The sequence below is a fragment of the Streptosporangium sp. NPDC006930 genome, from assembly GCF_040635605.1.
GTDB lineage: Bacteria > Actinomycetota > Actinomycetes > Streptosporangiales > Streptosporangiaceae > Streptosporangium.
In genome coordinates, this window is record NZ_JBEYID010000007.1 from 213,514 (window position 1) to 230,680 (window position 17,167).

General features: G+C 70.7%; 18 protein-coding genes. 7 read left to right on the forward strand and 11 right to left on the reverse strand.

Going from position 1 to position 17,167, the window contains the following annotated elements:
• The first annotated feature begins 1 nt into the window (after position 1).
• The 3 genes from ABZ664_RS15195 to ABZ664_RS15205 all read left to right on the forward strand — a co-directional run bounded on the left by ABZ664_RS15195 (position 2) and on the right by ABZ664_RS15205 (position 2,165).
• On the forward strand, positions 2–1,063 hold the full coding sequence (locus tag ABZ664_RS15195) for a hypothetical protein (RefSeq protein ID WP_362508826.1): 1,062 nt from the start codon (positions 2–4) through the stop codon (positions 1,061–1,063).
• 65 nt (positions 1,064–1,128) lie between these two features.
• Positions 1,129–1,920 (forward strand): Clp protease N-terminal domain-containing protein, encoded by a 792-nt coding sequence (locus tag ABZ664_RS15200; RefSeq protein ID WP_362508828.1) that lies wholly within the window; start codon positions 1,129–1,131, stop codon positions 1,918–1,920.
• A 2-nt stretch (positions 1,921–1,922) separates the two neighbouring features.
• The gene (locus tag ABZ664_RS15205; RefSeq protein ID WP_362508831.1) at positions 1,923–2,165 is read left to right on the forward strand and encodes a hypothetical protein; all 243 of its coding nucleotides are present in this window, start codon (positions 1,923–1,925) and stop codon (positions 2,163–2,165) included.
• 144 nt (positions 2,166–2,309) lie between these two features.
• Here the strand turns inward: ABZ664_RS15205 and ABZ664_RS15210 are convergent, their stop codons facing one another.
• The 3 genes from ABZ664_RS15210 to ABZ664_RS15220 all read right to left on the reverse strand — a co-directional run bounded on the left by ABZ664_RS15210 (position 2,310) and on the right by ABZ664_RS15220 (position 5,436).
• The gene (locus ABZ664_RS15210) at positions 2,310–3,668 is read right to left on the reverse strand and encodes a HAMP domain-containing sensor histidine kinase (protein ID WP_362509237.1); all 1,359 of its coding nucleotides are present in this window, start codon (positions 3,666–3,668) and stop codon (positions 2,310–2,312) included.
• Positions 3,669–3,872: 204 nt separating this feature from the next.
• Positions 3,873–4,910 carry a TerC family protein gene (locus ABZ664_RS15215; RefSeq protein ID WP_362508834.1) on the reverse strand — a complete coding sequence of 346 codons (1,038 nt, stop codon included), beginning with the start codon at positions 4,908–4,910 and terminating at the stop codon, positions 3,873–3,875.
• Positions 4,911–5,193: 283 nt separating this feature from the next.
• Positions 5,194–5,436 carry a hypothetical protein gene (locus ABZ664_RS15220; protein ID WP_362508837.1) on the reverse strand — a complete coding sequence of 81 codons (243 nt, stop codon included), beginning with the start codon at positions 5,434–5,436 and terminating at the stop codon, positions 5,194–5,196.
• 159 nt (positions 5,437–5,595) lie between these two features.
• On the opposite strand from ABZ664_RS15220, the gene ABZ664_RS15225 reads away from it, so the two are divergent.
• Both ABZ664_RS15225 and ABZ664_RS15230 read left to right on the forward strand, forming a co-directional pair.
• The gene (locus ABZ664_RS15225) at positions 5,596–6,852 is read left to right on the forward strand and encodes a histidine kinase (RefSeq protein WP_362508840.1); all 1,257 of its coding nucleotides are present in this window, start codon (positions 5,596–5,598) and stop codon (positions 6,850–6,852) included.
• Position 6,853: 1 nt separating this feature from the next.
• A complete protein-coding gene (locus ABZ664_RS15230; RefSeq protein WP_362508843.1) occupies positions 6,854–7,516 on the forward strand; it encodes a response regulator transcription factor in 663 nt (220 codons plus the stop codon).
• Between the two features lie 19 nt (positions 7,517–7,535).
• Here ABZ664_RS15230 and ABZ664_RS15235 read toward each other — a convergent pair whose 3' ends face one another.
• Together ABZ664_RS15235 and ABZ664_RS15240 are read right to left on the reverse strand one after the other, a co-directional pair.
• Positions 7,536–8,783, reverse strand: coding sequence for a class I SAM-dependent RNA methyltransferase (locus ABZ664_RS15235; protein ID WP_362508846.1), 1,248 nt, complete (start codon positions 8,781–8,783; stop codon positions 7,536–7,538).
• A gap of 67 nt (positions 8,784–8,850) precedes the next feature.
• Entirely contained in the window at positions 8,851–10,893 is a 2,043-nt protein-coding gene (locus ABZ664_RS15240) for an APC family permease (protein ID WP_362508849.1), read from the reverse strand.
• Between the two features lie 116 nt (positions 10,894–11,009).
• Between ABZ664_RS15240 and ABZ664_RS15245 the strand changes: the two genes are divergently transcribed.
• Together ABZ664_RS15245 and ABZ664_RS15250 are read left to right on the forward strand one after the other, a co-directional pair.
• Positions 11,010–11,675: a TrkA family potassium uptake protein gene (locus tag ABZ664_RS15245; protein ID WP_362508852.1), complete on the forward strand. Its 666-nt coding sequence runs from the start codon at positions 11,010–11,012 to the stop codon at positions 11,673–11,675.
• Complete coding sequence (locus ABZ664_RS15250; RefSeq protein ID WP_350946653.1) at positions 11,675–12,346, forward strand: TrkA family potassium uptake protein; 672 nt, start codon at positions 11,675–11,677, stop codon at positions 12,344–12,346. The genes ABZ664_RS15245 and ABZ664_RS15250 overlap by 1 nt, the downstream gene beginning before the upstream one ends.
• Before the next feature lie 165 nt (positions 12,347–12,511).
• Here ABZ664_RS15250 and ABZ664_RS15255 read toward each other — a convergent pair whose 3' ends face one another.
• The 6 genes from ABZ664_RS15255 to ABZ664_RS15280 all read right to left on the reverse strand — a co-directional run bounded on the left by ABZ664_RS15255 (position 12,512) and on the right by ABZ664_RS15280 (position 16,693).
• On the reverse strand, positions 12,512–13,174 hold the full coding sequence (locus ABZ664_RS15255) for a DUF3159 domain-containing protein (protein ID WP_362509240.1): 663 nt from the start codon (positions 13,172–13,174) through the stop codon (positions 12,512–12,514).
• A gap of 33 nt (positions 13,175–13,207) precedes the next feature.
• Positions 13,208–13,600, reverse strand: a complete 393-nt coding sequence (locus tag ABZ664_RS15260; RefSeq protein WP_362508855.1) for an OB-fold nucleic acid binding domain-containing protein — start codon at positions 13,598–13,600, stop codon at positions 13,208–13,210.
• A 49-nt stretch (positions 13,601–13,649) separates the two neighbouring features.
• Positions 13,650–14,324: a DUF3710 domain-containing protein gene (locus tag ABZ664_RS15265; protein ID WP_362508858.1), complete on the reverse strand. Its 675-nt coding sequence runs from the start codon at positions 14,322–14,324 to the stop codon at positions 13,650–13,652.
• A gap of 133 nt (positions 14,325–14,457) precedes the next feature.
• Complete coding sequence (dut, locus tag ABZ664_RS15270) at positions 14,458–14,901, reverse strand: dUTP diphosphatase (protein ID WP_362508861.1); 444 nt, start codon at positions 14,899–14,901, stop codon at positions 14,458–14,460.
• The gene (locus ABZ664_RS15275) at positions 14,898–15,452 is read right to left on the reverse strand and encodes a PaaI family thioesterase (RefSeq protein WP_362508864.1); all 555 of its coding nucleotides are present in this window, start codon (positions 15,450–15,452) and stop codon (positions 14,898–14,900) included. The genes dut and ABZ664_RS15275 overlap by 4 nt, the downstream gene beginning before the upstream one ends.
• An 11-nt stretch (positions 15,453–15,463) precedes the next feature.
• Positions 15,464–16,693, reverse strand: a complete 1,230-nt coding sequence (locus tag ABZ664_RS15280; protein ID WP_362508867.1) for an AI-2E family transporter — start codon at positions 16,691–16,693, stop codon at positions 15,464–15,466.
• Positions 16,694–17,167 lie beyond the last annotated feature (474 nt).

The following is a 17,167-nucleotide window of genomic DNA, read 5'->3' on the forward strand; positions in this document are numbered from 1 at the left end:
CATGTCTGTGGCGACCGAACGCCCCGGCACCCGCAGGACCCGCGAGCCCGGCACTCCGCCCCGGCCCCTCGTGGTGCTCGCCTCGATCGCGCTCGCCACGGGCACCGGGACCGCGATCTGGCTGCTGCCCTCCAGGGCGCACGGCGAGTGGGCCGTCGTCGGGCAGGCCGGGCCGAGTGCGACGTCCTCGGGGCCGGTCCCGGGACCGACGGCCACGCCGTCGCCCACACCTGCCGTCGTCCGCCCGTCGGGCTTCGTGACGTTCGTGGACGCGGCCCGCGGGCCGCGTTTCAACCTGTCGAGGGAGATGAGGAGGGGCCATGTGCGCTGGTTCACGCTGGGCCACCTCACCGCCGGGCAGAAGGGCTGCGTGCCCAGGTGGGGAGGGCTCGGGGCGCGGGTCGGCGACCCGCTCCCCGATCGGCTCGCCCCGCTGCGCGCCGCGGGCGGGAACGCGGGAATCGCCTTCGGCGGCCCCGAGGGGCGCGAGCTCGCCGCGGCCTGCTCCGATCTGGCCAGGCTCACCGCCGCCTACCGCCGGGCTATCGGTGTCTTCGGCGCCGACTACATCGACTTCGAGGTCCACGACCTCGGGGATGACGCCGTCGTGCTGCGGCGGGCCAGGGCGATCGCGGCCCTGCAGCGCGAGGCCGTCCGCGAGGACCGTTTCCTCACCGTGAGCTTCACCCTGCCGGTCACGAGGGCGGGCCTGTCCCCGGGCGACCAGGAGATGCTCCGGGCCACCCGGTCGGCGGGCGCCGAGATCGCCGCCGTCAACCTCCTGGCACCCGTCGGCACCGCCCCGGGCGCCGGGAGCCGCCTGCGCCCGATCGCCTCGGCCGTCCGTGCCGCGCATCCGCAGATAGCCCGTTCCCTGGGCGAGAGCGCCGCCTGGCATCGGATCGCCCTCACGCCCGTGCTCGCCAGGTCCGGCGACCTCACGCGACTGGAGGCCCGCAGGCTCGCCGCCTTCAGCAGCCGCAACCACCTGGCGTGGATCTCCGCCAGGGGCGCGGCCCTCTCCCCCGGCATCGCCAGGTTCCTCATCGGCGCGACGCGCTAGACAAGCGCCTCCTTTGGGGTTATGAATGGGTTATAACCCTTCTGTAACCCCAAGGGGGCGACCTAATGCCGAAGATCAATGTCTACCTGCCGGACGAGCTGGCCGAGGCGGTGAAGAAGGCGGGCGTGCCGGTCTCCGCCGTCTGCCAGCGGGCTCTGGAGCAGGCCGTACGGCGGGTGACCGCCATCCGCGAGACGGCGCTCGGCGCCTCCGGCCTCGACGACCTGACGGCGCGCCTCACTCACTTCACCCCGCGGGCCAGGGAGGTGGTGAAGCTCTCGGTGGAGCAGGCGAGGGCCCTGGGCGCGACGGAGGTCGGCACCGAGCACCTGCTGGGCGGCATGCTCGCCGAGGGAGGCAATCTAGCGCTCCAGGTTCTCGGCGCCCTGGAGATCGACCCCGAGGAGGTGCGGCGCCGCCTGGACCGGCTCGGCCTCGACGCCCCGGCCCCTGTCGCCGAGACCACCTCTTCCGAGTCCGACCTCACCTTTGGCGCTCCGGCGGCGGCGGCCCTGGAGATGACCGTCACCGAGGCCACCTCGCTCGGCCACAACTACGTCGGTTGCGAGCACCTGCTCCTCGGGCTGGTCGCGGAACCGGACGGCGCGGCCGGGCGCATCCTGCGGGAGCTGGGCGCCGAGCACCGGCTGACCCGCCACGCGGTCTCGGCCGCACTCGCCGGATACGTCCACCTGAGAGCGCAGACCCGGACCGCCACCACTCCCCCGGTCACCCCCCCGGTCCTGCCCGCCGACGCGGCGAGCGCCCTGTCGGCGGCCGTACGCGAGGAACTGCGCCCCGTCCTGCTCAGGCTCGAACGACTGGAGGAGCGCCTCGGCCCGGCGGACGAGGCGTAGTCGTGGACGCGCCCACCCACGCGACCACGTCCCCGCCCGTACCCACGCCCACTCCCCGTTCCGTACACCCGGTCCTGTGCCTGGCCGCGGGCGTGATCGCACGGCTGGTCACGGGGGTGACCGTCGGCGTGCTCGTGGGGATGGGTTCCGGCGTGTTCGCCGGGGTGCCGGCGGGCATGATCGCGGGCATGATCGTGCGCCTCCCGTGCGCGGGGAGGGCACGGCACCAAAGATCCCTTCCATGACCGGCCGACCGGCATCGCTCACACCTGCGCACACCTGGCGGGATGCTCGCGACTTCACCTCTGCCCGCGCACGAGCCAACGGAGTGACACCGTCGAAGGGCCGTCCCCGGAGAGAGGCGAAGGTGCACCGGTGACAGGGGACCGCTACCCGCTCTCCTCTGTCTCGTCTGGGTCGCGGATGGGGATCCTGGCCACGAAGCGCGCGCCGCGTTCGGAGTCCTCGATGGTCAGCGTCCCGCCGTGGCGCTCGGCGATTCCTCTGGCGATCGCGAGGCCGAGTCCGGTGCCTCCCTGGTCCTTGCTGCGGGCGGCCTCCAGCCGCGCGAAGCGCTGGAACACGTACTCCCGCTGGTCGGGAGAGATCCCGGGCCCGTCGTCGCCGACCTCCAGCACGGCGTCGCCCCCCTCTCGGCGGACCGAGACCGTGACCGTGGAGGTGGCGTGCCGCTCGGCGTTGTCCAGGAGGTTGGCGATCAGCCGGGCGAGCTGGAGCCGGTCCGCGGTGACCACCACGTCCGGCTGGGGGTCGGCCACGACCCTCGCCCGGCGGACACGGCGGGCGAGTTCGGAATCGGCCAGTTCACTCAGGTCCACCCGTTCCCCGAGGTCGACGCCGCCCGCGTCGACCCGGGCGAGTTCGAGCAGGTTGGTGACGATCGCCTGCAGCCGGTGGAGGCTGTCCAGGAGGGCGTCCGCCGTGGCGGGCCAGTCGGCCTCCTTCGGATGCAGCAGCGCCTCCTCCACCTGGGTGCGCATGGCGGTGATGGGACTGCGCAGATCGTGGGAGGCGTCGTAGGCGAACCGCCGTTCCCGCTGGAGCGCCGCCTCCAGCCGGTCCAGGGTCTGGTTCACGATCTCGGCCAGTTGCCGGATCTCGTCGTGGTGCTCGGGCACCGGCACCCTGCGGCCCGGGTCGGTCGAGGTGATCTCGGCCAGCTCGGCGCGCATCGCCTCGATGGGGACGAGGGTCTTGCCGACCGTGCGGTAGGTGCCGACCGCCGTGACTCCGACCAGCAACGCGGATCCGCCCAGCAGCGCGGCCAGCAGGAAATGGTGAACATACGGCGGGACGACGGGCTCGGCACCGTAGATGATCCAGTGGTCTCCGTGCGCGTGGACCCGCAGGCCCACGACGATCACACACGCGTCGGGTTTCGGCGTGCCGCAGACGACCCCGCCCTTCGGCGAGAACTCCTCCGGAGGGACGAAGGAGGCCATGCGCGGCTTGCCGGTCATCCGGGAGTTCGCCGCCACGACCCGGCCGGTCGGTCCCACCACCTGAAGGGCCACGATGCCCAGTTCGGGGAGCACCGGGGGCAGCCGGTCACGCAGGAGGAGAGGAAGCACGCGCAGCTTCACGCGAAGGATTCGGTCGGCACGGTCCTCCGTCGCGTCCTGGTAGGCGCCCACCAGGATCAACGCGCAGAAGGTCGTGCACAGCAGCGCCATCACGACACCGGCCAGCACCGTCATCCGGGCCCGCACGGACCAGTCGCGCCGCATGTCCACCGTCCCCCACCCCTGACGATCACGCTAAACGCGCGTCGCGCGAGGGAGCGGCGGTCGCCGGGCAAGGAGGCGCAAACTGTGGATCAAGAGAACGGAGCGGACGGGAAGACGCGGTCGCCGCCCCCGAAACCCACGACGGCCACGCTCGAACAGAGGCTCGAGAACGTGGCCGTCGTGGAGGCGGAAAGAGCGGTGTGCCTAGGGTTTCGGCCCCGGCTGGGGTTCTCGTTCGGCGGGTGGGGGGACGGGCTTCGGCTCACGGCGGTTGGCGTACATGCTCGTGATCGTGACGGTGGCCAGAACCCCGACGATGACCCCCAGCGAGAGCGGGGTGGGAATCTCCGGGACCCATGACCAGACGCCGTGCGCCCAGTGCAGGACGAGCTTGATCCCGATGAAGGCCAGGATGATGCTGAGCCCGTGGTTCAGGTGCCGCAGCTTCGCCAGGACGCCCTGGAGCACGAAGTAGAGCGCCCGCAGGCCCATCAGGGCGAAGGCGTTGGTGGCGAAGACGATGAAGGGGTCCTCGGTCACGCCGTACACGGCGGGCACCGAGTCGACGGCGAAGACGATGTCGGTGGCGAAGACGGCCACGATGGCCAACGCCAGCGGAGTCAGGGCGCGGCGGCCGTTCTGGCGAACAACCAGGTGGGAGCCGTGGTAGTCGTTGGTAACCGGCATGAAGCGCCGTAGCAGCCGCACCGAGCGCATGGAGGAGACGTCGATCTTGTGCTCCTCCCCGCTCAGCGCGTCCTTGAAGATCTTCCATGCGGTGAAGAGCAGGATCCCGCCGAAGAGCAGGAACGCCCACGTGCCGCTCTGCAGGACGGCCGCCCCCAGCGCGATGAAGATCGCGCGCAGCACCAGCGCCCCGATGATGCCGTACAGCAGGACTCGCTGGGCCAGCGCGGGCGGGACCGCGAAGGCGGACAGCAGCAGCATGAACACGAACAGGTTGTCCACCGACAGCGACTTCTCCACCACGTAGCCGGTGAAGAACTCCACCGCCACACCGGACCCGAAGGCCCCCCACACGTAGAAGCCGAAGATCAGAGGGAGCACCAGGTAGAAGACCGACCAGCCCACCGCCTCGCGCATCCGCACCTCGTGCGGGCGCCGGGTGATCAGGAAGTCCACGGCCAGCAGCAATATCAGGGCGGCTACGGTGATCGCCCACAGTTGCGGCGAACCGATGGTTTCAAGACTGGCTACCGACAGGACTGTCTCAGCGGACATGACCCTCCTCGAACGCGCGCTCGGCTGTTCGAGGTCTCCTTCGCCTGTTTTCGCAGGCGGCCGCCCGGGGCCGTTATGAAACGTCCGTATTGACCGGGTCGGCTCTTGGGAAGTACTCCCCTCGTCGTCCTAGGTTAGACCGTTTCTCGAGCGGTGCTCTACCCGGGGTTTGAGCGATCTCTGAGCTACGCGGATTTTCGGGCCGGCAAGAAACCCCCACCCGCCGAGGGCGTGGAGGGCCGCCACGGAGGGCCGGGGGCCGTCGTTTCTCCTCTCCGCACGGTCATCCGCGGCCTCGCCGGGTGACCGCGTCACCGGCCGCGCCCACCGCGAGACCGAGGACGATCATGATGACGTAGCTGTAGATCTCGTAACCGCCGGGGGCGAGAAAACGGAGGAATCCCATGAAGTGAATCCAGCCGAACCATTCGTGCAGGAGGCCGCTCGCGCCGCCGGCGACGAGGACGAAGCAGATCAGGCCGGACAGTGCCGCCAGCGGGGACTTCGGCGGGGTGGTGAAGGTCATGCCTCGACGGTAGGCATGTGGTGCCGGGCTCGGGATCGGGCTCAGGATGGCCGGGCGGTGACCAAGGATGGCCGTCGGCGGGCCCTTCGGTCGTACTTAAGTATCCGGTCGCGGCGCGGACGCCGGGACACGGGCGGGAGCCGCGTAAATTTCCGGAGTATGCGCCGCATCCACCGCACCCGCCGCGACTGGGTCACCGACGTGGCGCTGTTCCTCTTCGCCGCCTGTTTCGCCGCTGTCAGCTCGCAGTCCATACCGGTTCCCGAGTCCCTCGACCCCGTGTGGCGGAACGTCGATCAGATGGTCGGAGGACTGGGGTGCGCGGCGGTGTTGTTGCGGCGGCGTCGGCCGGTACCGCTGGCGGTGGTGCTGCTGCTGGCGGGCACCTGGGCGCACTACCTGACCGGTCCGGCGATGGTGGCGGTGTTCACGGTGGCCGCGACCCGTCCGTGGCGGGTCACGGCGTGGGTGGCGGCGCTGGCCTTCGCACCGCTGCCCGTCTTCCTGTGGCAGGTGGCGGAGCTGTCAGGGGAACGTGCGGGATCGGCGCTGACGTACTTCGCGCTGATCGCCGGGGCGATCGGGTGGGGATTGTTCCGGCGCTCCCGGCAGCAGCTGATCGCCTCGCTGCGAGAGCGCGCGGAACTGGCCGAGGCGGACGCGGAGTTGCGGGCCGAATGGGCACGGCGGGAGACGCGGGAGGAGATCGCCCGCGAGATGCACGACATACTCGGTCACCGGCTGTCACTGCTGAGCGTGCACGCCGGAGCGCTGGAGTTCAACCCGGGCGCGCCCCGGGAGGAGATCGCGCGGGCCGCCGGAGTGATCAGGGAGAGCGCCCACCTCGCCCTGCGCGACCTGCGCGAGGTGATCGGGATACTGCGGGCCGGACCGGAGGAGGGCGAGCGACCGCAGCCGGAACTGGCGGACCTGGCCCGGCTGGTGGCTGAGGCACGGGCGACGGGCGGCCGGATCGAGCTGACCGGGCCGCCTGACGGGCAGGTACCGCCGCCCGTGGTGGGGCGCACGGCGTACCGGATCGTGCAGGAGGCGCTGACCAACGCGCGCAAGCACGCGCCCGGCGCGGCGGTGGCGGTGGCGGTGAGCGGGTCCCCTGACGGCCGACTCACGGTGGAGGTCCGTAACACGCCGCCACCGCCACCGGGACCGGCTTCGGTCCGTGGCCTAGGTGAGGGCGGAAGCGGGGACGGAATCGGAGATGGGAGCGGGAACGGGAGCGGAAGCGAGGGCGGGCGGGGGTTGATCGGGCTCGCCGAACGGGCCAGGCTGGCGGGCGGCGAGCTGACGGCCGGCCCCGCCGACGGCGGGTTCCTGGTCCACGCCTGGCTGCCCTGGTCCACGGCGGGCATCGCGTCCACCGCGTGCCGGAGTTCCGCGGACGGGAAGGGGGGATGAGGTGATCCGCGTCCTGCTGGTCGACGACGACGCGATCGTACGGGCCGGGCTGCGCCTGATGCTGGGCGGCGCCCCGGACATCGAGATCGTCGCGGAGGCCGCCGACGGGTCCGAGGTACCCGCCCTGGTCACCGCGCACGGCCCCGACCTGGTGCTGATGGACATCCGGATGCCGGGCGTCGACGGGCTGGCCGCCACCGAGAGGCTCCGGGCCAGGCCCGGTGCTCCGGAGGTGCTGGTCCTGACCACCTTCCACACCGACGCGCACGTGCTGCGGGCGCTGCGCGCCGGCGCGGCCGGGTTCCTTCTCAAGGACACCCCGCCGCAGGACATCGTCACGGCCATCCGGACGGTGTCCGCCGGAGATCCGGTGCTCTCCCCCGCCGTCACCCGCCGGCTCATCGAGCAGGTGGCGGACGGCTCGGGGCAGGGCGACCGGGCCGCCGCCGCCCGTGCCCGGCTGGCGCTGCTGGCCGAACGGGAGCGACAGGTGGCCCTCGCGGTCGGACGCGGCCGCTCCAACGCCGAGATCGCGCGGGAGCTGCATCTGGCGCTGCCGACGGTGAAGACGCACGTGTCGCGGATCCTGACCCGGCTGGATCTCAACAACCGGGTCCAGATCGCGCTGCTGGTCCACGACGCGGGCGCGCCGGAGCACCCGTGAGACCGCCGCCGGTCAGAGCCTAGATCGACTCGCTGACCAGCAGCGCCACGCACTCCACGTGGTGGGTCATCGGGAAGGCGTCGAAGGCCCGCAGGTCGGCGAGGCGGTAGCCTCGCTCGGCGAACCAGGCCAGGTCGCGGGCGAGGGTGGCCGGGTCGCAGGAGACGTACACGATCCGGGTCGCCTGGAGGGTGGTCACGTTCTCGACGACGTCGCGGCCCAGACCCGCCCTGGGCGGGTCGACGACGACCAGGTCCGCGCGCTCGATGCCGAAGCGGTCGAGGGCGTTCTCCACGCGTCCCCTGGCGAAACGGGCCTGGGGCAGGTCGCGGAGGTTGCGCTCCGCGTCGCGGACCGCAACGGACTCGGACTCGACACCGAACACGGCTCCCTCGGGACCGACCGCCTCGGCCAGCCCTGCGGCGAACAGGCCGACGCCGCAGTAGAGGTCGAGGGCCCACTCGCCGGGGCGCGGGGCGGCGAACTCCATGACGGCGTCGAGGAGGGTGGCCGCGGCACCGGGGTGCACCTGCCAGAAACCGCTGCCGGTGACCTGGAAGTCGCGGCCGGCGACCCGCTCGACGAGATGGTTGCGTCCGTGGACGACGCGGCTGCGGCCCTTGCCCTCGTCGACGAAGACGGCCACGCTCGTGTCGAGGTCGGGGATGGCCACCGTGCGCCGGGGCTTGGGGGCGACCACGACCGCCTGGTCACCGGCGCTGGAGGCGATGACCTCCACCGAGGATGCGTTGCGCCAGTTCATCACCTCGGCGCCGACGTTCTCCACCTCGGGGTGGGCGATCAGGCAGGCGTCCACCGGCTCGATGTCGTGGGAGCGGTGGCGGCGCAGGCCCAGGCTCCCGTCTCGCTCGACGGCGAACTGGACGCGGGTGCGCCAGCCGAGCCCGTCGGGGGCTCCGGGGACCTCCTCGACGATGCCCTTCCAGTCGATCGAGGCCAGTCGCTTGAGCTGCTCGGCCACCACGTCGGCCTTCAGTCGGCGCTGGGCGTCGAGGGAGGCGTGCTGCCAGTCGCAGCCGCCACAGCGGCCGGGGCCCGCGAAGGGGCACGGCGGGGTCACCCGGTCGGCGGAGGGCTCCAGGATCTCGACCGCGTCGGCCCGCAGGAACCGGGAGGTCTCCTCGGTGATCTCGGCGACGACGCGCTCGCCGGGCAGCGCGTGCCGCACGAAGACGACCCGCCCGTCATGGCGGGCGACACACCAGCCACCGTGCGCAACCGGTCCCACCGTCAGTTCGATCGTCATGGCCGTCGCCCCCAAGAGAAAATCGTCGTCGGTCGAGCCTCCTCGCGTCAGGAGCACCTACGAAAGGTTATGCCTTGACGTCCTCGTCCCGCGCCGCCTCCTGACGCGGACGGCGTACGGCGCCCGGCGCGAGGGGCTCGGGGCGGCCCTTGAGCCGGTCGGAGGAGTGCAGCTGCCAGGGCACGCTGATGACCATCACGCCTGGCTGGAACAGCAGGCGGCCCTTCAGGCGCAGCGCGCTCTGGTTGTGCAGGAGGTGCTCCCACCAGTGGCCGACGACATATTCGGGAATGTAGACACTCACCACGTCCCGGGGGGAACGGCGGCGCAGCGACTTGACGTACTCCAGGATCGGCCTGGTGATCTCGCGGTAGGGCGAGTCGAGCATCTTCAGCGGCACCGGGATGCCGCGCCGCTCCCACTCCTCCTGCAGCGCCCTGGCCTCCGGTCCCTCCACGCCCACGGTGATCGCCTCCAGCGTGGAGGGACGGGTGGCGCGGGCATAGGCGAGAGCGCGCAGGGTCGGCTTGTGGATCTTGGAGACCAGGACGATGACGTGGTTGCGCGCGGGCAGCATCGTCTCGTCCACCTGGGAGTCCTCGGCGACGGCGAGTTCGGCCGCCACGTTCTCGTAGTGGCGGTGGATGCCCTTCATCATCAAAAAAAGCACCGGCATGGCCACGCAGACGATCCAGGCGCCGTGGGTGAACTTGGTGACCAGCACCACCACCAGCACCAGGCCGGTCATGACGCCGCCGAAGAAGTTGATCGTCCGCGAGCGGTGCATCTGGTGGCGGACCCTGGGGTCGGTCTCGGTTCTCAGGTGCCTGCTCCAGTGCCTGACCATGCCGATCTGGCTCAGCGTGAACGACACGAAGACGCCCACGATGTAGAGGTTGAGCAGGCGGCTGACGTCGGCGTCGAAGCCCCACAGCAGCAGGCAGGCCCCGGCGGCGAGGATCACGATGCCGTTGGAGAAGGCGAGCCGGTCACCCCTGGTGTGCAGCTGGCGGGGCAGGTAGCGGTCCTGGGCCAGGATCGAGCCGAGCACGGGAAAACCGTTGAAGGCGGTGTTGGCGGCGAGGAACAGGATCAGCGCGGTGACGGCGGCGATGAAGAAGAAGGGAAGCGAGCCGTTCCCGAAGACCGCGTCCGCCACCTGGGCGATGATCGGCTGCTGGTAGTAGCCGGGCCCGGCGGGCCGGCCGTCGATGAGGACGTCGCGGTAGGCGACGGCGGGGTCGGCGACCTTGACGTCCGAGGCCAGCGCGAGGGTGATGATGCCGACGAACATCGTCACCGAGACCAGGCCCATCATCAGCAGGGTGTTCGCGGCGTTCCTGCTCTTGGGCTTGCGGAAGGCGGGCACGCCGTTACTGATCGCCTCGACGCCGGTGAGCGCGGCACAGCCTGAGGAGAACGCGCGCAGGATCAGGAAGGCCGCCGCGAAGGAGGTCAGGTTCGTCTGCTCGGCGATGATCTCGTACCCGGCGGTGGGCGCGTGCAGCTCGTCACCGAGGATCAGCACCCGGAATCCGCCCCATGCGATCAGGCCGAGGACCGCGAACATGAAGGTGTAGGTGGGGATCGCGAAGGCCGCGCCCGACTCGCGGATGCCGCGCAGGTTGACCACGGTCAGCAGCACGACGATGACGATCGCGACCAGCGTCTTGTGCTGGGCGACGTACGGGATGGTGGCGCCCACGTAGTCGACGCCGTTGGCGACCGAGACCGCGACGGTGAGCACGTAGTCGACCATCAGGGCGCTGGCGACGGTGAGACCGGCGTTCGGGCCGAGGTTGACGGTGGCGACCTCGTAGTCGCCACCCCCGCTGGGGTAGGCGTACACGTTCTGCCGGTACGACGCCACGACGGTGAGCATCACCACGACGACGGCGACGGCCACCCAGGGGCTGAAGTGGTAGAAGGAGAGTCCCGCGAGGGAGAGGATGACCAGGATCTCCTGCGGGGCGTACGCGACGGAGGAGAGGGCGTCACTCGCGAAAACGGGGAGCGCGATGCGCTTGGGGAGCAGTTGCTCGTGTAGCTGCGTGCTACGCAGCGCCCGCCCGATGAAAAGGCGTTTGACAAGGTCCGTCACCTTCGACACGTCTGCAGATGCTAGCCGTTATTACTCGGCCCCACTCACGCGGCACTCCCGGGGCGGTCCATACTGGCTGAATACATCGGGAACAAGATCCGCCTCACAGCGACCGGCGGGGGAGCATGCATATCGTGATCATGGGGTGTGGGCGGGTCGGTTCGACCCTGGCGCACATCCTTGAGGACAGCGGCCACTCGGTCGCGATCATCGACCAGGACCCGCAGGCGTTCCGCCGCCTGCGGGCGGGGTTCAGGGGTCGCAGGGTGACCGGGGTCGGCTTCGACAGGGACGTCCTGGAAGAGGCCGGCATCGAGGCCGCGGGAGCCTACGTGGCGGTGAGCAGTGGAGACAACTCCAACATCATCTCCGCCAGGGTCGCCCGCGAGACGTTCGGCGTGGACAACGTCGTGGCCAGGATCTACGACTCCCGGCGCGCCGAGGTCTACCAGCGGCTGGGCATCCCCACCGTGGCCACGGTCCGCTGGACCGCCGACCAGATCCTGCGCCGCGTCCTGCCCGAGGGCGCCGAGCCGCTCTGGCGCGACCCCAGCGGGCGCGTGGTGCTGGCGGAGGTGGCCTACCACCCCGGCTGGATCGGCACCCTCACGAGGGACCTGGAGGCGGCGGCGGGCACCCGCCTGGCGTTCGTCAACCGGATCGGCGACACCCTGCTGCCCAGGAACGACTCGGTGGTGCAGGAGGGCGACATACTGCACGTCATGGCGGTCGAGGCCGACATGGACCGCATCAACAAGGTGTTGTCCGGAGCGCCGGAGAAGGAGCACTGATGCGCGTCACCATCGCCGGCGCGGGGGCGGTCGGCCGGTCGATCGCCGCCGAGCTCCTGGAGAACGGCCACGAGGTCCTGCTCGTCGACATCGACCCCAAGGCCATCAAGATCGATACCGTGCCGCGGGCGGAGTGGCTGCTCGCCGACGCCTGCGAGATCTCCTCGCTGGACGAGGCGGGCCTCGCCGACTGCCACGTGGTCATCGCCGCCAGCGGTGACGACAAGGTCAACCTGGTGGTGTCACTGCTCGCCAAGACGGAGTACGGCGTGCCTCGCGTGGTCGCCAGGATCAACCACCCCAAGAACGAGTGGCTGTTCAACGAGTCGTGGGGCGTCGACGTGGCCGTCTCGACCCCGCGCCTGCTGAGCGCGCTGGTCGAGGAGGCGGTGAGTGTCGGCGACCTGGTGCGGCTGATGACCTTCCGCCAGGGCCAGGCCAACCTGGTCGAGCTCACCCTGCCCGAGGACGCGCCGGTCGTCGGCCAGCGCGCCGGCTCGGTTCCGTGGCCCAACGACACCGCCCTGGTCGCGATCCTGCGCGAGGGCCGGGTGCTGGTGCCCACCGCCGACGACCCGCTGGAGGCCGGCGACGAGTTGATGTTCGTGGCCAGCCAGGAGGTCGAGGAGGAGCTGGCCGAGCTCCTGTCCCCGCACCGCACGCCCCGCTGAACCCGCGCTCCCTCGCACCGGGCGAACCGGTCCTCCCGCACCGCGTGCCGGGGGATCGGCGCCGGGTCCAGGGCCGGGAAGCCGTATGTGACATCCGGAGGGGCCGGACGGGTTGCCGCCCGGCGGACCGAGAAGCTCTTCGCGAAGACGAAGGCGGCGCGGCGGTCAGGAGACCGCGGGCCGCACCGGGGTCCTGCCGCGGGCGAGGAGCCACACCATGGCAGCGAGCGCCGCGACCTGGAGCGGCCAGCCCATCGCGATCTTGAGGATGCCCAGCTGGGCGACCGCGTCGTCCCTGCCGATCAGATAGACGGGGAGTTGCACCGCCACCCGGATCACGCACGGGATCATCAGCAGCCAGGTGAGCCTGATGCACAACTTCACCACCGCCGGATCCGCGCGCCACGCGGTCGGGTCGCCGGTGACGGATCCGATGAGAAAGCCCACGACCGGCCATCGGGTGATGATCGACAGCAGCATGACCACGGAGTATCCGGCGTTGTAGAGGATGCCCGGCAGGAAGACATCCTCCGCCTGGCCGGTACGGGAGGCGAAGAAGGCGCCGATGCCGATGCCGATCAGGCTGTTGATCACGAACTGCGGCGTCGAGCGTTGCAGCAGCCGCACGACGAGCAGTAGCACCGCGGCCGAGATGCTCACGATCAGGGACGGCCTCAGCTCCGAGGTGGTGATCCACATGCCGGTGAAGGCGATGGTGGGCACGGCGGCCTCGATCACGCCTCGCACTCCGCCGAAGGCCTTGGCAAGCTGGCTGCGGATCACGGCCTCGACCGTGTCGTGCGCGGCGGTCTCACCGGTGGTGGTCATCTTCTCGCTCACCGTCTTGGGATCGTCAATCACTCACGCACCGCCCGCTGGGCGCAGCTCGTATCTCGGATTGAACATGACTTTGCGGCCATCCTGCACGCTGACGAGCCCTTCCGCCAGCACCAGGCGTCCCGGCTCGATACCGGCGATCTTCCTACGGCCCAGCCATATCAGGTCAATCACATCGGAACCATCGTAAAGCTCCGCCTCCAGCGCCGGAGCGCCCCCGCGAGGGCGCAGCGTCACCGTCCGTAGGGTGCCGGTGACGCAGAAGCGGCGGCGCGTGCCGCAGGAGACGATGGGTGTGGCGCCGTGACGATCGAGGTCCTGCTGGAGCTCGTCGGCCTCCAGTTCGGCCTGGCCTGCGGTCAACCGGCGGAAGAATCCCCGCAGACCGCCCTGTTTGTGCGGCTCCTGAGAACCCACGGACCTCTCCTTCACACCCGAGTCGAACCAGCGTACGCGATCGGGCCCGTCAGCGAATCTCGGCGATCTCCGGTCCCCGGTCGAACGGTTTGAGATCGGGCACCTCTCCCCCGGCGGCCTGCTGCTCCGCGGCCTGCTTGGCCTCGGGCGGCAGCCGGAGCTCGATGGCCTCCTTGGGAGCCATGGGCTCGTCGCCGCGTACCACGACCATGTCCCTGACGACACCCTCCAGCGTCTCGGCGGCCCCGGCGTCCTCCGCCGCCTTACCGCTGATCACCGCGCGCAGGAACCAGCGCGGCCCGTCCACCCCGATGTAGCGGACCGGCTGCTCGCCGCCCTCCGCGGGGATCCTCGCGCTCAGCTCGACACCGAACGCCCCCTCCCGCTCCTCGGCGGTGCCTCCGGCGCCCTTGACCCCCTCGGCCAGCTCGGCCCTGACCTCGTCCCAGATCCCGCTCCGCTTGGGCGCCGCGAAGGCGTGCACCTGCAGGGCACTCCCCTCGAACAGCACCACGGCACCGACGATCTGATCGCCGGCCAGATTGAGCTGCACCTCGAAACCGGCGTCCACCGGCAGGCGCATGCCTCCGAGGTCGACCCGTTCGCGCTCGGGGTGGGGCTCGTCCGCGTCCCACGGCCCCGACTCCCGCGACGGTACCCGCTCGACCTCTTCCACCGCGGCCTTGGCGGCCGGGGACTTCTCACGACGGCTACGTCCGAACACTTCTCTCACGCTCCTTGAAGATTCACTCGTCACTCGTCACCCGCCGGGCGCGGCGGCCGCTCTCCGGGGCCGGGAGGATGCCCCGCCCTCGGATCGCCGGCCGTTCCGTCCACCTCGCCGGGATCACTTCCTGTCAGCGGCCGGTGGACCCGAACCCACCGGCGCCTCGCACCGAACCGGGCAGCCGGTCCACCTCGTGGAACGCCGCCTTCTCCACCTTCTGGATCACCAGCTGCGCGACCCGGTCTCCTTTGCGCAGCCGTACGACGCTCTTGGTGTCGGTGTTGATCAGCGTCACCTTGATCTCCCCCCGGTACCCCGCGTCGACGGTGCCGGGCGCGTTGACGAGCGTCACGCCATACCTGGAGGCCAGGCCCGAACGCGGGTGGACGAACGCGGCGTACCCGTCGGGCAGGGCGATCGCCAGCCCCGTGCCGACCACGGCTCGCTCACCGGGGAGGAGCTCGACGTCCTCGGCGGCGTGGAGGTCGGCGCCCGCGTCGCCCGGATGGGCGTACGAAGGCGGCGGCAGGTCGGGGTCGAGCCGGTGGATCAACACCTCGACGGTGTGGGTCACGGGTTCACCTCGTACTCGTGGTGCTCGTCGGCGATCTTCTGAATGTCACCGTGCTTGGCGAAATGCTCCATGCCCACCTCGACGAAGAGGGCAGCGGCCCGCACGGCGACCGGGCCGTCCGGGGAACCGATCCGGCCCTCAGCCTCAAGGTACGCCTTCCTGCCGGACATGCCGTTGCACCAGGCGCGCAAATGCAGGGCGGTGCCCACGGGAACCGGCGCGAGATAATCGGTCTCCAGCCGGGCGGTGACGTAGGGGCGCTGGAAGAGCCACACGGACATACCGATGACCTCGTCCATCGCCGCGGCGAGCACACCACCGTGCGCCAGGCCGGGCGCGCCCTGGTGGGTCTCCTCCACGGTGAACTCGGCGACCACCGTGATCCCGTCGGGGCTGAGAGCGGTCAGGCGCAGGCCGTTCGGGTGGTCGGCACCGCAGCCGAAGCAGCGGCTGTAGTGGGAACCGAGCGGGATGCCGGGAGCGGGAGCGCCGGGATGCGGCGTCGGGCGGGTCGCATCCGGCGGAGGGGTGGTCAGGGCGGAACGGGTCACGGGGCAGAACGTTACCGCCTGGGCTGCGGTGATTCCTCATTCGCCGGTTTTCCCTCCGCACCGGCCCGCGGCCCGCCGGAACCGCTGCTCGGCCCCTCGGGACCTTCGGGACCACCGGGACCGCCGGGACCGTGAGGTTCCCCGGGATCGGGGCGTGGCGGGGCAGGTGGCAGGGCAGGCCGGGAATCACCCCTGAGGAGCTCCGGCAGCGCGCGGTAGATCACCGCGGCCACCGGCACCGCCACGGCGGCCCCGGCGATGCCCGCCAGGATGCCGCCCACCGCAAGCACCAGAATGATCGCCAGCGGGTGGAAGTGCAGCACCCTGCCGACGATCAGCGGCTGGAGCACGTGGTTCTCCAGCTGCTGCTCCACGACCAGGACGCCGAGGAAGATCAGAGCGTAGATCGGGCCCTTGGCACCGAGGGTGACCAGGGTGGCCACGGCCCCGGCGAAGAAGATTCCGACGATGGGGATGAAGCTGGCCAGGAAGATCAGCACCGCGAGCGGCGCCCAGAGCGGCACGCCCATCCCCGCGAGCACGATGCCCATGATCACACCGTGCACGGCGGCCACCGCGACCGTACCCTGCACGTAGTGCGAGAGCGTCACCCAGGCGGCCCTGCCGGCCCTGTCGACGCGGGGCGCGACGTCACCGAAGCCCTTCAGGAACCACGACCAGATCTGGTCGCCGTCCTTGAGCAGGAAGAACGTCACGAACAGCAGCAGCACGATGGAGGCGAGCACCTCCAGTGCCACCGTGGCGCCGGTGAGGACCGTCTGGGTGATCTGGTTGCGCTGGGTGGTGATCTGCCGCCCGATCTCGTCGACCCAGCTGGAGATCTGGGTCGGCTGCAGGTGCAGGGGGCCGGTGTAGAGCCAGTTCTCGACGCTCTTGACCGTCACGCGTAACTGGTCGAGGAGACCGGGGAACTCGTCGTTGGCACGCACCCCGATGATCCAGCCGGTGCCGCCGAGCACGGCGAGCGCGATGATCATCGTGAGCCAGGTGGCGTAGATGGGCCGCATGCCCATCGCGCCGAACCTCCGGGTGAGCGGGAACAGCAGCGCGGTCAGCAGGAGCGCGACGGCCACCGGCAGCGCCACGATGCGCAGCGTCGCGATGAACTGCGCGAAGTAGAGGACCGCCCAGCCGATGATGATCAGGCAGAGGCTCCACATCGCGATGCGCAGCAGCGTGCGAGGCACCAGGTTGGTGAGGCGTTCCCGGTCGGAGATCACATGTTCAAGACTGTCACGCCGGGAGTATGAATGCGCGGGGGTTATCGCAGGAACACGAAACGCGGTGGTTCGTCCGTGCGTCGGGCGCCGGCGCCCGTCCCGCGCCCACCCGGCAGGGATGCCGGCGCCCATCCCGCCGGGGTGGCACCCACCCTGCCGGGTCGGTGGCACACCCCGGCGGGATCGACACCCGCCCGTGACCGGGAACCGGCGCCCCTGGTCACGGGCCGATGCTCACCGATCCCGAGCCGAGGCCCACCGGTCACCACTCACCGGATGAGCGCTCACCCGGCAGGGGTCAGCGCTCATCCGGCGGGCGCGAGATCACCCTGTCTTCGAGGTAGCAGCTGCAGTTGCCACATCCTGGCGGCATGCCTGTCCTCCTCTCACCTGTCCTGCCTCGACCGTACGGCAGGACGCCCCGACGGGAAGGACAGATTCGCGTGCGCGCCCGGAGCGCGGATCCCGCCCGGG

Excerpts from the sequence above, each read along its gene's own strand:
- ABZ664_RS15195 (WP_362508826.1), top strand. The coding sequence starts at position 2 with ATGTCTGTGGCGACCGAACGCCCCGGCACCCGCAGGACCCGCGAGCCC.
- ABZ664_RS15200 (WP_362508828.1), top strand. The coding sequence starts at position 1,129 with ATGCCGAAGATCAATGTCTACCTGCCGGACGAGCTGGCCGAGGCGGTG.
- ABZ664_RS15210 (WP_362509237.1), bottom strand. The coding sequence starts at position 3,668 with ATGCGGCGCGACTGGTCCGTGCGGGCCCGGATGACGGTGCTGGCCGGT.
- ABZ664_RS15215 (WP_362508834.1), bottom strand. The coding sequence starts at position 4,910 with ATGTCCGCTGAGACAGTCCTGTCGGTAGCCAGTCTTGAAACCATCGGT.
- ABZ664_RS15220 (WP_362508837.1), bottom strand. The coding sequence starts at position 5,436 with ATGACCTTCACCACCCCGCCGAAGTCCCCGCTGGCGGCACTGTCCGGC.
- ABZ664_RS15225 (WP_362508840.1), top strand. The coding sequence starts at position 5,596 with ATGCGCCGCATCCACCGCACCCGCCGCGACTGGGTCACCGACGTGGCG.
- ABZ664_RS15235 (WP_362508846.1), bottom strand. The coding sequence starts at position 8,783 with ATGACGATCGAACTGACGGTGGGACCGGTTGCGCACGGTGGCTGGTGT.
- ABZ664_RS15245 (WP_362508852.1), top strand. The coding sequence starts at position 11,010 with ATGCATATCGTGATCATGGGGTGTGGGCGGGTCGGTTCGACCCTGGCG.
- ABZ664_RS15250 (WP_350946653.1), top strand. The coding sequence starts at position 11,675 with ATGCGCGTCACCATCGCCGGCGCGGGGGCGGTCGGCCGGTCGATCGCC.
- ABZ664_RS15255 (WP_362509240.1), bottom strand. The coding sequence starts at position 13,174 with ATGACCACCACCGGTGAGACCGCCGCGCACGACACGGTCGAGGCCGTG.